At 70.0% G+C, this 12,410-nt stretch carries 11 protein-coding genes; 4 read left to right on the plus strand and 7 right to left on the minus strand.

What is annotated here, in order from left to right; genetic code table 11:
* Positions 1–254: 254 nt before the first annotated feature.
* Together recX and recA are read right to left on the minus strand one after the other, a co-directional pair.
* Positions 255–776 (minus strand): recombination regulator RecX, encoded by a 522-nt coding sequence (gene recX / locus C7444_RS06640; RefSeq protein ID WP_245909431.1) that lies wholly within the window; start codon positions 774–776, stop codon positions 255–257.
* 16 nt (positions 777–792) lie between these two features.
* Positions 793–1,842, minus strand: a complete 1,050-nt coding sequence (gene recA, locus C7444_RS06645) for a recombinase RecA (protein ID WP_110400066.1) — start codon at positions 1,840–1,842, stop codon at positions 793–795.
* A gap of 187 nt (positions 1,843–2,029) precedes the next feature.
* On the opposite strand from recA, the gene C7444_RS06650 reads away from it, so the two are divergent.
* Positions 2,030–2,701, plus strand: coding sequence for a response regulator (locus C7444_RS06650; RefSeq protein WP_110400067.1), 672 nt, complete (start codon positions 2,030–2,032; stop codon positions 2,699–2,701).
* A gap of 18 nt (positions 2,702–2,719) precedes the next feature.
* On the plus strand, positions 2,720–4,297 hold the full coding sequence (locus C7444_RS06655; RefSeq protein WP_110400068.1) for a sensor histidine kinase: 1,578 nt from the start codon (positions 2,720–2,722) through the stop codon (positions 4,295–4,297).
* Between the two features lie 6 nt (positions 4,298–4,303).
* On the opposite strand, the gene rodA is transcribed toward C7444_RS06655, so the two are convergent.
* From rodA to C7444_RS06680, 5 genes are all read right to left on the minus strand, one after another.
* Positions 4,304–5,452: a rod shape-determining protein RodA gene (gene rodA, locus C7444_RS06660; protein WP_110400298.1), complete on the minus strand. Its 1,149-nt coding sequence runs from the start codon at positions 5,450–5,452 to the stop codon at positions 4,304–4,306.
* On the minus strand, positions 5,449–7,623 hold the full coding sequence (gene mrdA, locus C7444_RS06665; protein WP_110400069.1) for a penicillin-binding protein 2: 2,175 nt from the start codon (positions 7,621–7,623) through the stop codon (positions 5,449–5,451). Before mrdA ends, rodA begins: the two co-directional genes overlap by 4 nt.
* Before the next feature lie 28 nt (positions 7,624–7,651).
* Positions 7,652–8,170 (minus strand): rod shape-determining protein MreD, encoded by a 519-nt coding sequence (mreD, locus tag C7444_RS06670; protein WP_110400070.1) that lies wholly within the window; start codon positions 8,168–8,170, stop codon positions 7,652–7,654.
* A 12-nt stretch (positions 8,171–8,182) separates the two neighbouring features.
* The gene (gene mreC / locus C7444_RS06675; protein ID WP_110400071.1) at positions 8,183–9,151 is read right to left on the minus strand and encodes a rod shape-determining protein MreC; all 969 of its coding nucleotides are present in this window, start codon (positions 9,149–9,151) and stop codon (positions 8,183–8,185) included.
* A gap of 85 nt (positions 9,152–9,236) precedes the next feature.
* Positions 9,237–10,280: a rod shape-determining protein gene (locus tag C7444_RS06680; protein WP_110400072.1), complete on the minus strand. Its 1,044-nt coding sequence runs from the start codon at positions 10,278–10,280 to the stop codon at positions 9,237–9,239.
* Between the two features lie 312 nt (positions 10,281–10,592).
* Between C7444_RS06680 and gatC the strand changes: the two genes are divergently transcribed.
* Positions 10,593–10,892 carry an Asp-tRNA(Asn)/Glu-tRNA(Gln) amidotransferase subunit GatC gene (gatC, locus tag C7444_RS06685; protein ID WP_110400073.1) on the plus strand — a complete coding sequence of 100 codons (300 nt, stop codon included), beginning with the start codon at positions 10,593–10,595 and terminating at the stop codon, positions 10,890–10,892.
* Positions 10,893–10,903: 11 nt separating this feature from the next.
* On the plus strand, positions 10,904–12,394 hold the full coding sequence (gatA, locus tag C7444_RS06690; protein WP_110400074.1) for an Asp-tRNA(Asn)/Glu-tRNA(Gln) amidotransferase subunit GatA: 1,491 nt from the start codon (positions 10,904–10,906) through the stop codon (positions 12,392–12,394).
* Positions 12,395–12,410: the final 16 nt, after the last annotated feature.

Genomic DNA, 12,410 nt, shown 5'->3' on the forward strand with positions numbered 1-12,410 from the left:
CACCGCCTCCTGCACCGTGAATGCAGCGATGCCGCGCGGCACCGGAACTTCGAACTGGCGCAGGATTTCCTTGCCTTGGTACTCGTGGATTTTCATGTGAGGCTCTGGAGTGGGGACTCGAAAAACGGAATGGCTCTGCTGTGGACGCCACCGCCGCGAGAAAAGGTGCTCGGTGCCGAGAAAAGCGCGCGGACTTTAGCATGCTGCGCTGCGTCAAAAGCATGCGTAATCACCGCAATGGACTCGGGCTTGGATCAGTCCAGCGTGTCGTCGGGCGTTTCCGCCATGCCTGCCGATCGCAGCACCTGGCGGACCACCTCGCCGGAAAAGCCCCGGCTCAGCAGGAAGCGGGCCTGGCGGGCGGCCTGGGTCGCATCGGTGGCCGGCCCGGTGAACTTCTTCTGCCAGACCTCGCGGGCACGCTGCGCTTCGGTCTGCTTGAGCTGATCCAGCGCCTCGGCCATCTCTGCGGGCGTGATGCCACGGGCCTTGAGTTCCTGGCGGATGCGCGCGCCGCCCAGCCGGCTGCCGCGGCGGTGCACCACCGATTCGACATAACGGCCGTGGTCCAGCCAGCCGGCCTGCAGCAGCTCGTCGAGCAGGTGGTCGAGCTGTTCCGGCGTCTGCGCGTGTGGCGCCAGCTTGCGCACCAGCTCCAGCCGGCTGTGCTCCCGCTGGCTGAGCAGGCGCAGGGCCCTGCCTTTAAGGCTCAGGCCCACCGGTCGTGCCGGCGACGGGTCCGTGTCGGGACCTGGTGCGGCCTCGTCGGCGCTCACGTCGATCCGGCCGGTGTCAGCCGGCCGCGTCCGGGGTCAGCGGCGGCAGCACGGCCACGCCCAGCGATTCGCGGATCTTGTTCTCGATCTCCCAGGCCAGGGCCGGGTTCTCGCGCAGGAATTCGCGGCTGTTGTCCTTGCCCTGGCCGATCTTCTCGCCGTTGTAGGCGTACCAGGCGCCGGCCTTGTCGACGATCTTGGCGGTCACGCCCAGGTCGATGATCTCGCCTTCGCGGCTGATGCCCTCGCCGTAGAGGATGTCGAACTCGGCAGTCTTGAAGGGGGGGGCGACCTTGTTCTTGACCACCTTGACCTTGGTTTCGCTGCCGATGACCTCTTCACCCTTCTTGATGCTGCCGATGCGGCGGATGTCCAGGCGCACCGAGGCGTAGAACTTCAGCGCGTTGCCACCGGTGGTGGTCTCGGGGCTGCCGAACATCACGCCGATCTTCATGCGGATCTGGTTGATGAAGACGACCGTGCAGTTGGTCTTCTTGATGTTGGAGGTCAGCTTGCGCAGCGCCTGGCTCATCAGCCGGGCCTGCAGGCCCGGCAGCGAGTCGCCCATCTCGCCTTCCAGTTCGGCCTTGGGCGTCAGGGCGGCCACCGAGTCGACGACGATCAGGTCGACCGAGCCGGAACGCACCAGCGCATCGACGATCTCGAGCGCCTGTTCGCCGGTGTCGGGCTGCGAGATCAGCAGCTCCTGCAGGTTCACGCCGAGTTTCTGCGCGTACTGGATGTCGAGCGCGTGCTCGGCGTCGATGAAGGCGCACACGCCCGAGAGCTTCTGCATCTGGGCGATGACCTGCAGCGTCAGCGTGGTCTTGCCCGAGGATTCGGGGCCGTAGATCTCGACCACCCGGCCACGGGGCAGGCCGCCGACGCCCAGCGCGATGTCCAGCCCCAGCGATCCGGTGGACACGACCTGGATGTCCTCGATCGTCTCGCCTTCGCCCAGGCGCATGATGGAGCCTTTGCCGAACTGCTTCTCGATCTGCAGCAGGGCGGCCTGCAGGGCCTTGGCTTTTTCGGTGCCGATGCCGGGTTTGCTCGTGACGTCCATGGGTGCTCTCCTGGGGGTGCGTGTCATTATCTTGGAACAGCTGGATGTTTGTACAGTGCTTGTGGCGTAAAAAACGGGATCCGGTCAAAGAACGCGTCGGGTCCGGGCGAGCGGGGCGTGCCGGACTTTTTACAATCGACAGCAGGACCGGTGCGAGTCCGGGCAGACACATCAGGAGACAGACGCAATGCGCATTTTGATCGCAGAAGATGATCAGGTCCTGGCCGACGGCCTGCTGCGCAGCCTGCGAGCCGCGGGTTATGCCGTCGATCAGGTGAGCAGCGGCACCGAGGCCGACGCGGCCCTGGCGGCCCACGAGTTCGATCTGCTCATCCTCGACCTGGGGCTGCCCAAGCTGCATGGCCTCGAGGTGCTCAAGCGCCTGCGCGCGCGCGGCTCGAGCCTGCCGGTGCTGATCCTGACGGCCGCCGACAGTGTCGAGCAGCGGGTCAAGGGGCTGGACCTCGGGGCCGACGACTACATGGCCAAGCCGTTCGCGCTGCAGGAGATGGAAGCGCGCGTGCGGGCGCTGACACGCCGGGGCATGGGCTCGGCGTCGAGCCTCATCCGCCACGGCCCGCTGACCTTCGATGCCACCGGCCGGGTGGCCTACATCGACGAGCAGATGGTCGATCTGTCGGCTCGCGAGCTGAGCCTGCTCGAGGTGCTGCTGCAGCGTGCCGGCCGGCTGGTCAGCAAGGACCAGCTGGTCGAGCGGCTGTGCGAGTGGGGCGACGAGGTGAGCAACAACGCCATCGAGGTCTACATCCACCGCCTGCGCAAGAAGATCGAGCAGGGGCCGATCCGCATCGCCACGGTGCGCGGGCTCGGTTACTGCCTCGAGAAGATCCGCGCCTGAGCCCGCGGACGCCCGGACATGGCACGGCTCAGGCCCCGCGCGCCCGGCGCGGCGACAGCGGCAGCGGGTGACGGCCGGCGCAAGGAGCAGCGTTCGCTGTTCGGCGAGATCCTCGACTGGATGCTCGCTCCCCTGCTGCTGCTGTGGCCGATGAGCCTGGCGCTGACCTGGCTGGCCGCGCAGGGCATCGCCAACAAGCCCTACGACCGGGCGCTGGTGGAGACGGTGCGCTCGCTGTCGCAGCGCATCGAGGCTCCGGACGATGGCGTGCGCTTCGACCTGCCGCGCGAGACGGCCCGCCTGCTGCGCTCCGACGAGGTCGACACGGTGTTCTATCAGGTGATCGGCCCAGCCGGCGAGTTCCTCAGCGGTGACCGGGACCTGCCGAGCCCGCCCGACGCCGACACCGCCACGGCGGGCGAGGTGCGCATGCGCGACGAGGAGCTGCATGGCGACGGCCTGCGCATCGCCTACCTGTGGGTGCAGCTGCCCGGCATCGAGCGGCTGGCGCTGGTGCAGGTCGGCGAGACGCTGACCAAACGCTCGAGGCTGGCCACCGAGATCATCAAGGGCGTGATCCTGCCGCAGTTCGTGATCCTGCCGGTGGCGGTGCTGCTGGTGTGGCTGGCGCTGGCGCGCGGGCTGGCGCCGCTGGGCGCGCTGCAGCAGCGCATCCACGAGCGTCCGCCCGACGACCTGTCTCCGCTGGACGTGCGTGACGTGCCCGAGGAGGTCTCGCCGCTGGTCGAGGCGATCAACGACCTGCTCGAGCGCCAGGAGGTGTCGCTGCGGACCCAGAAGCGTTTCCTCGCCGATGCGGCCCACCAGCTCAAGACCCCGCTGGCGGGCATGCGCATGCAGGCCGAGCTGGCCCTGCGCGAGATCGACGCCGGCCATGACGATGCCCAGGCGCTCAAGGCGACGCTGGGCCACATGGCCCATGCGTCCCAGCAGGCCGCCCACACGGTGAACCAGCTGCTGTCGATGGCCCGGGCCGAAGCCAAGACGGGCGTGCCCCTGCAGGACCGGGTGGACCTGCTGGTGCTGGTCACCGACGTGGTGCGTGATGCGGTGCCGCGCGCGCTCGACCTGGGCATCGACCTGGGTTTCGAGGGGCCGGAGGCGCCCCGGGACGTGGCGCGCTGCCAGGTGCTGGGCCATGCGGTGCTGCTGCGGGAGCTGCTCGTCAACCTGGTCGACAACGCGCTGCACTACACGCCCACCGGCGGCGTCGTCACGGTGCGGGTGCAGCCGCAGGCCGAGGACGGCAAGGTGGCGCTGCAGGTCGAGGACAGCGGTCCGGGCATCCCGCCGGCCGAGCGCGAGCTGGTCTTCCAGCCGTTCTACCGTGCGCTGGGCACCACCGTGGATGGCTCCGGCCTGGGCCTGGCGATCGTGGCCGAGGTGGCGGCGCTGCACGGCAGCGTCGTCGAGCTCGACGATGCCCGCGAGGCGGCTCCGGGCACGGCACCCGGGGCGCGCTTCACCCTGCGACTGTCGAGCCTGCCGGTCGACGAGCCGCCGGAAGGGGGCGAGGCCCAGCCGCTGCTGCTGACCCAGGCCAGCGTCGCGGGTGGCGTGCCGCAGCTGTCCTGAGCGGTCTCAGCCGTTGCGCCGGGCCCGCGCGATGGACATCAGGATGCCCAGGCTCAGGCCCATGGTGACCATCGCGGTGCCGCCGTAGCTGATGAAGGGCAGCGGCACGCCGACCACCGGCAGGATGCCGCTGACCATGCCCATGTTGACCATCGCGTAGGTGAAGATGCTCAGCGTGACCGAGCCGGCCATCAGGCGCGCGAACACGCTCGGTGCTTCCCAGGTGATGGTCAGGCCGCGGATGATCAGCGCCGTGAAGGCGGCGATCAGCACCAGGTTGCCCACCAGGCCGAACTCCTCCGAGTAGGCGGCGAACACGAAGTCGGTGGTGCGCTCCGGGATGAACTCCAGGTGGGTCTGCGTGCCCTTCATGAAACCCTTGCCGGTCAGGCCGCCCGAGCCGATCGCGATCATGCCCTGGATGATGTGGAAGCCCTTGCCCAGCGGGTCGGTCGTCGGGTCGAGCAGGGTGCAGACCCGGCCTTTCTGGTAGCCGTGCAGCACCACCCAGTCCACGTCGGGCTGGCACAGCGTCGGGCTGGCGATGATCAGCGCCGTGATCGCCAGGCCGCCGCCCAGCACGACCGGCGCGATCAGCTTCCACGACAGGCCGGCCAGGAAGAGCACGAAGAAGCCGGCCGAGAAGATCAGGATGGCGGTGCCGAGGTCGGGCTGCTTGGCCACCAGTCCGGCCGGCACCAGCAGCAGCAGGCCGGCTGCCACGAAGTCGTGGGTGCGTGGCCGGCCCTCGCGGCGCTGGAACCACCACGCCAGCATCAGGGGCGTGGCGATCTTCAGGATCTCGCTGGGCTGGATGACGATGCCGACGTTGAGCCAGCGGGTCGCGCCCTTCTTGCTGATGCCGAACAGCGCGGTGGCCACCAGCAGCAGCACCCCGATGGAGTACAGCGGCACGGCCAGGGCCATCAGCCGCTGCGGCGGCACCTGGGCGACCAGGAACAGCACGGTGGCCGCCAGCACCATGTTGCGGCCGTGGTCGACGAAGCGCGAACCGTGGTCGTAGCCGGCCGAGTACATCGCCGTCAGGCCGATCGTCGCCAGCACCAGGATGATGCCCACCAGCGGCAGGTCGAAACCGCTGATCAGCGGCTGCAGGCGCCGCCAGGGCGACGGCTGGTCGAAGCGGGATTTCATCGTGTCGGCTCGCTGGCGGAGGGTCGGGCGGCGGGGGCCGTCGCCGGGCGGGCTCGCACCCACGCCGGCTGGACCAGGCCCCGGCCCGCGCCGGCGGACCCGGAGGCCGCGACCGGTGCGGGCGCGCTGGCCGCGGGTGACGCTGCGGCGGCCGAAGCCCCGGGGGCGGTTCCCGATGCCGCGTCGGAGGCCGGTGCGGCCGCGCTGAAGCCCGCGCTGTGGATCAGCGTGGGCATGATGTCGGAGGCCCGGCGCGGCACGCCGATCGGTGCGCCGACCTGGCCGGTCCGCACCAGCGCCAGATCCTGCTCGCTCGGGTACTGCCCCAGCAGCACGTAGTCCAGCACCCGGCGCGCGATCGGGGCGGCCGCCTCGGCGCCGAAGCCGGCGTTCTCCACGATGACGGCCAGGGCCACCCGGGGCTCGTCGAGCGGCGCGAAGGCGGTGTAGAGCGAGTGGTCCCGCAGGTATTCGGAGATGCGCGAGGCGTTGTACTTCTCGTTGGCGCCCAGGCTGCGGGCCTGGGCGGTGCCGGTCTTGCCGCCGCTCTGGTAGGGCGCGCCGGCGAACACCTTGGTCGAGGTGCCGGTCTGGGTCACGCCGTACATCGCCCGCCGGATCACCTCGACGTGCTCGGGCTTGAAGGCCAGCGGGGGCAGCGCCTCGCCGGCGATGCGCTGGCGTTCGTGGGTGACGACGTTCTCGACGTCACGCACCACGCGGGGCTCGTAGCGCTGGCCGCCCGAGACCAGCGTGGCCATCGCGCTGGCCACCTGCAGCATGGTGAAGTTGTTGTAGCCCTGGCCGATGCCCAGCGAGATCGTCTCGCCCGCATACCAGCGCTGCTGGGCCGCCCGCTTGTACTTCTTGCGCTTCCAGCTGGTGGACGGCAGGTCGCCGGTGGCCTCGCCGTCGAGGTCGATGCCGGTGCGCCGGCCGAAGCCGAACGGGTCCATCTGGTCGTGGATCAGGTCCACGCCCATGTCGTTGGCCAGCGCGTAGTAGTACACGTTGCTCGACTGCACGATCGAGCGGGCCATGTCCACCGCGCCGAGCCCGGCATCGCCGTGGCTGCGGAAGCGGTGGTCGCCGAAGACGAAGGTGCCGCTGTCGTAGGTGATCTGGCCGGCGGTGCGCTTGCCGGTGTTCAGGGCGGCCATCGCCATGAAGGGCTTGTAGGTCGAGCCCGGGGGATAGGTGCCGCGCAGCGCGCGGTTCAGCAGCGGCTTGTTGATCGACTCGTTGAGCTCCTTCCAGCTGTCCTGGTCGATGCCGTCGACGAACAGGTTGGGGTCGAAGCTGGGCTTGCTGACGAAGGCCAGCACCTCGCCGTTGCGGGGATCGATCGCCACCAGCGCCCCGCGGCGCTCGCCGAACATGTCCTCGATCAGGCCCTGCAGGCGGATGTCGATGGACAGCCGCACGGTGTGTCCCGGCGTGGCCGGCTCCGAACGCAGGCGGCGCACCGGCCGACCGGCCGCGCTGGTCTCGACCTCCTCGACGCCGGTGATGCCGTGCAGCTCGCGCTCGTAGCGCTGCTCCACGCCCAGCTTGCCGATCACGTCGGTGCCGCGGTAGTTGGCGAAGTCCTCCTCGGTCCAGTCGTCCATCAGCTTCTTCTCGGACTGGTTGATGCGACCGATGTAGCCGAGCACGTGGCCGCCGATCTCGCCGTAGGGGTAGTTGCGGAACAGGCGGGCCTTGATGTCCACCCCCGGGAAGCGGTAGCGCTGCGCCATGAAGCGCGCGACCTCCTCGTCGGTCAGGCGGTTGCGGATGGGCAGGGACTCGAAGCTCTTGGAGTCGCCCATCAGCCGGCGCAGGCGCTTGCGGTCCCGCGGCTGGATGTCGACGATCGTCGCGAGCTGGTCGATCACGGTCTCGAGGTCCTCGCTCAGCTGCGAGCGGGTGATCTCCAGCGTGTAGGCCGAGTAGTTGTTGGCCAGCACGATGCCGTTGCGGTCGACGATCAGGCCGCGGTTGGGCACCACCGGCACCACCGCGATGCGGTTGTTCTCGGCTCGGGTCGTCAGCTCGTCGAAGGACAGCACCTGCAGGTAGACCAGCCGGCTCACCAGCAGCGAGAACGCCACCAGCACGGTCAGCATGGCCACGATCAGGCGCAGCCGGAACCGCTCCTGCTCGACCTCGGCGTCACGCAGCTCGATCACGCGCCGGCTCCAGGAATCGTGGGGGACATCACAGCGGCCGGTTCTTGTCCGGATCGGGCGGGCGGCGCTGCGGTGCCAGCAGCAGCAGCGAGGCCAGCGGCCACAGCAGGGCCTCGAACACCGGGGCGGCCAGCAGGGACCAGCCGGGGAAGACGTCGCCCGCGGCCAGCCGGATCAGCATCGGCACCAGGTGGCCGACGAAAAACAGCGGCAGCACGTGGATCGCCTGGGCGAAGGCACTGAACCACAGCACCCGCCGGTGGATCATGATCGCCGCATAGCTGACCAGCGTGTAGGCCAGCGCGTGCTGGCCGAGCAGCGCGCCGTGGTGCACGTCGATCAGCAGGCCGAACACGAAGGCCGCGCCCAGGCCGACGCGGCGCGGCTGGTGCACGTTCCAGAACACCAGGGTCAGCGCGACGAAGTCGGGCAGGGCCGGGGCCCGTCCGAACGGCATCAGGTTGAGCAGCAGGGCGGCCAGCAGCGTGAACCACAGGAACAGCGGGTTCACGGGCAGCAGCAACTGGTCGCTGACGCGGGGCAGCATGCGCAGGTCTCCTCAGGGGCGTTGGGTGGTGCGTGGCGCGGCGGCGGCGGCCGGAGACTCCTGCCGCTGCAGCGCCGAGGCCGCGGCGGCCGGTGCGCTGGCGGCCGAGTCGCTCGGCGGCGTCGGCAGCTGGCTGGCCAGCGGCTCGAGCACCAGCACATGGCGCACGCCGTCCAGGCGTGCGGCCGGGGTCAGCGTGATGCGGGCGAAATCGGCCTGGGTGCGGCGGTCGACCCGGCTCACCCAGGCCACCGGCAGGCCGCCGGGGTAGACGCCGTCCAGGCCCGTCGTCTGCAGCAGGTCGCCGACCGCCACGTCGGCATTGCCCGCGACGAAACGCAGGCTCAGCCCGTCGCTGCCCGGCTCGCCGGCCGCGATGCTGCGCGACTGGGTGCGGCTGTTGAGCACCGACAGCGCGGCGTCCCGGTCGATCAGCAGCGTGACCTCGGCGGTGCCGGGGTACAGGCGGGTGACCTGTCCCAGCACGCCCTCCTCGTTGACGACCGGTGCGCCCGCGACGACACCCTGGCGGCTGCCGATGTCGATCACGACCTTGCGCGAGTAGGGGTCCGGGGCCTCGTAGATCAGCTGGGCCGAGCGGCTGCGCACGGTCAGTCGCTCGCGCAGTTCCAGCAGGTTGCGCAGGCGCGCGTTCTCCTTGAGCAGCTGCTCGACCTGCAGGCTGCGCACCGACTGCCGGGTGAGCTCCGCGGTGGCGGCCTCGGCCGTCTGGCGGGCCAGCCCCACCCCGTGCAGGTAGTCGCCCAGCGTCGCGTAACCCGCGATCGGGGCCAGCATGGCCTGCTCGATCGGGTTCAGCACCACGGCCGCGGCGATGCGCAGCGGTGGGGTCAGCGCCATGCGGGTGTCCGCGGCCATCAGGAAGATGGCCAGCGAAGCGAAAAATGCCAGCCGGGTCAGGGCCGAAGGGCCTTGACGGAAAAACGGCGGCGGGGTCCGGTCCAGCGTGCCCAGGGGCATGAGGCAGCTCCGCGCGATGCCAGCGAGTCGAGCAGTCGACCGGAGCGCCGATCCCGTGCGGACCGGTGCTCCGGAGGACCCTTGATCACTCGGACGTGAAAATTGAACCCAGGCGCTCCATGCGCTCCAGTGCCATGCCGCAGCCGCGCACGACGCACGACAGCGGGTCTTCGGCGATCAGCACCGGCAGGCCGGTCTCCTCGGCCAGCAGGCGGTCGAGGTCACGCAACAGCGCGCCGCCGCCGGTCAGCATCATGCCGCGTTCGGCGATGTCGGCGCCCAGTTCCGGAGGCGTCTGCTCCAGCGCCTTCTTGACGCTCGAGACGATCTGGTTGAGCGGATCGGTCAGGGCCTCGAGGATCTCGTTGCTCGAGACCGTGAAGGCGCGCGGCACGCCCTCGGAGAGGTTGCGGCCCTTGACCTCCATCTCCTTGACCTCGGAGCCCGGGAAGGCGCTGCCGATCTCCTTCTTGATGGCCTCGGCCGTGGGCTCGCCGATCAGCATGCCGTAGTTGCGGCGGATGTAGTTGATGATGGCTTCGTCGAACTTGTCGCCGCCCACCCGCACGCTGCCCTTGTAGACCATGCCGCCCAGCGAGATCACGCCGACCTCGGTCGTGCCGCCACCGATGTCCACGACCATCGAGCCCGAGGCCTCGCTCACCGGCATGCCGGCACCGATGGCCGCGGCCATCGGCTCCTCGATCAGGTAGACCTCGCTGGCGCCGGCGCCGAGAGCCGATTCGCGGATCGCGCGGCGTTCGACCTGGGTCGAGCCGCAGGGCACGCAGATGATGATGCGCGGGCTCGGCCGCAGCAGCGAGCGCGGATGCACCATCTTGATGAACTGCTTGAGCATCTGCTCGGTGACGGTGAAGTCGGCGATCACGCCGTCCTTCATCGGGCGGATGGCCTCGATGTTGCCGGGCACCTTGCCCAGCATCGCCTTGGCCTCGGCGCCCACGGCCTGGATGGTCTTCTTGCCGTTCGGGCCGCCTTCGTGGCGGATGGAGACCACGGAGGGCTCGTTGAGCACGATGCCCGTGCCGCGCACGTAGATCAGGGTGTTGGCAGTCCCGAGGTCGATGGCAAGGTCGGTGGAAAAATAGCGTCGGAACGATCCAAACATGGGCAACTCATCAGCATCCAGGGCGCGCGCCGGGCGTGACGGACGCACACCCGAAGTATTCGGGTCCGGGGGTCGGGCAAGCGCTGCAAGGTTTCCCCGCTGCCGCTCGGCAGACCCTCCGGTCAAGGGCCATCGTGAATCGGTTCCGGTTCTGGCGGCTGCTCCGGCCGCCTTCGTCGGGCATCGGTGCCTCTCCAGGCCCCCACTGATGCCCCGCACCAGGGCCGTCTCGATAGGCGGGTGATAATACCTTATGACCTGCAGCCGACCGGATGCAGCGTGCCCCCGACGTTCTTCTCCCCCTCTGCAAACATGGCACTCACTCCCGCGGAAGTCAGCCGCATCGCCAGTCTGGCGCGGCTTGAACTGAGCCCCGACGAGCAGCACACGCTGCTGGGTCAGCTCAACGAGTTTTTTGGCATCGTCGAGCGCATGCGGGCGGTCGACACCTCGGGCGTGGCGCCGCTCTACACGCCGCTGTCGGCGGTGCAGGACGTGACCCTGCGCCTGCGTGACGACGTGGTCAGCGAGGTCGACCAGCGTGCCGACCACCAGAAGAGTGCGCCGGCCGTCGAACGGGGCCTGTTCCTCGTTCCCCGCGTGATCGAGTGAGAGGGGCCCCGATGAAACCGCTGCATGAACTCGGCGTGGCCGAACTGGCCGGCCTGCTCGGCGACAGGCAGGTCTCCAGCGTCGAGCTGACCCGCCACCTGCTGGACCGGGTCGCCGCCCACGAGGCGCTGGGCGCCTTCCTGTCGGTCGACGAGGACGTGGCGCTGGCGCAGGCCGCCGCCGCCGACGCCTGGCGCGCCCGCGGCGTGGCCGGGACGGGCCACAGTCTGCTGGGCGTGCCGATCGCGCACAAGGACATCTTCGTCACCCGCGACTTCCCCAGCACCGCCGGCTCGAGGATGCTCGAGTCCTACCGCAGCCCCTTCGACGCCACCGTGGTCACCCGCCTGGCCGCGGCCGGCGCCGTCACGCTGGGCAAGCTCAACTGCGACGAATTCGCGATGGGCGGCTCCAACGAGAACTCGGCCTACGCCGTCGCCCGCAACCCGTGGGACACCGGCCGCATCCCGGGCGGCTCGTCGGGCGGCAGCGCGGTCGCGGTCGCGGCCCGCCTGGTGCCGGCGGCCACCGGCACCGACACCGGCGGCTCGGTGCGCCAGCCGGCGTCCCTGACCGGCATCACCGGCATCAAGCCGACCTACGGCCGCTGCTCGCGCTACGGCATGATCGCCTTCGCCTCCAGCCTGGACCAGGCCGGCCCGATGGCGCGCTCGGCCCTGGACTGCGCCCACCTGCTGCAGGCCATGAGCGGCTTCGATCCGCGCGACGCCACCAGCGCCGAGCAGCCGGTGCCCGACTTCGTCGCCGCGACCACCGGCCTGCGCGAGGGCGCCACCGCCGCGCAGCCGCTCAAGGGCCTGCGCATCGGTCTGCCCAAGGAGTTCTTCGGCGAGGGCGTCACCGCCGACGTGCTGGCCGCGACCCGGGCCGCGCTGGCCGAGCTGGAGAAGCTCGGCGCGACGCTGGTCGAGGTCAGCCTGCCGCGCACCGAGCTGTCGATCCCCGTCTACTACATCATCGCGCCGGCCGAGGCCAGCTCGAACCTGAGCCGCTTCGACGGCGTGCGCTACGGCCACCGGGCGAGTGCCTACAAGGACCTCGACGAGATGTACCGCAAGAGCCGCAGCGAAGGCTTCGGCTCCGAGGTCAAGCGCCGCATCATGATCGGCACCTACGTGCTGAGCCACGGTTATTACGACGCCTACTACCTGCAGGCGCAGAAGCTGCGCCGCATGATCGCCGACGACTTCCAGGCGGCCTTCCAGGCCTGCGACCTGATCGCCGGCCCGGTGGCGCCGGCCGTCGCCCGGGCGATCGGCAGCCAGACCGATCCGGTGGCCGAGTACCTGGCCGACATCTTCACGCTGCCGGCCTCGCTGGCGGGCCTGCCCGGCATCAGCGTGCCGGCCGGCTTCGGCGAAGGCGGCCTGCCGGTGGGGCTGCAGCTGATCGGCAACTACTGGCAGGAAGCGGCGCTGCTGCACACCGGCCACGCGCTGCAGCAGGTCAGCGACTGGCACCTGAAGGCGCCGCCGGTCTGAGCCGGGCCCCGCGCGC

Origin of the sequence: Sphaerotilus hippei (assembly GCF_003201595.1) — a bacterium.
Taxonomy (GTDB): domain Bacteria; phylum Pseudomonadota; class Gammaproteobacteria; order Burkholderiales; family Burkholderiaceae_C; genus Sphaerotilus; species Sphaerotilus hippei.

Coding starts and splice junctions, on each gene's coding strand:
- recA (WP_110400066.1), bottom strand. CDS start 1,842: ATGGACGTCACGAGCAAACCCGGCATCGGCACCGAAAAAGCCAAGGCC.
- C7444_RS06650 (WP_110400067.1), top strand. CDS start 2,030: ATGCGCATTTTGATCGCAGAAGATGATCAGGTCCTGGCCGACGGCCTG.
- C7444_RS06655 (WP_110400068.1), top strand. CDS start 2,720: ATGGCACGGCTCAGGCCCCGCGCGCCCGGCGCGGCGACAGCGGCAGCG.
- rodA (WP_110400298.1), bottom strand. CDS start 5,452: ATGAAATCCCGCTTCGACCAGCCGTCGCCCTGGCGGCGCCTGCAGCCG.
- mreD (WP_110400070.1), bottom strand. CDS start 8,170: ATGCTGCCCCGCGTCAGCGACCAGTTGCTGCTGCCCGTGAACCCGCTG.
- mreC (WP_110400071.1), bottom strand. CDS start 9,151: ATGCCCCTGGGCACGCTGGACCGGACCCCGCCGCCGTTTTTCCGTCAA.
- C7444_RS06680 (WP_110400072.1), bottom strand. CDS start 10,280: ATGTTTGGATCGTTCCGACGCTATTTTTCCACCGACCTTGCCATCGAC.
- gatC (WP_110400073.1), top strand. CDS start 10,593: ATGGCACTCACTCCCGCGGAAGTCAGCCGCATCGCCAGTCTGGCGCGG.
- gatA (WP_110400074.1), top strand. CDS start 10,904: ATGAAACCGCTGCATGAACTCGGCGTGGCCGAACTGGCCGGCCTGCTC.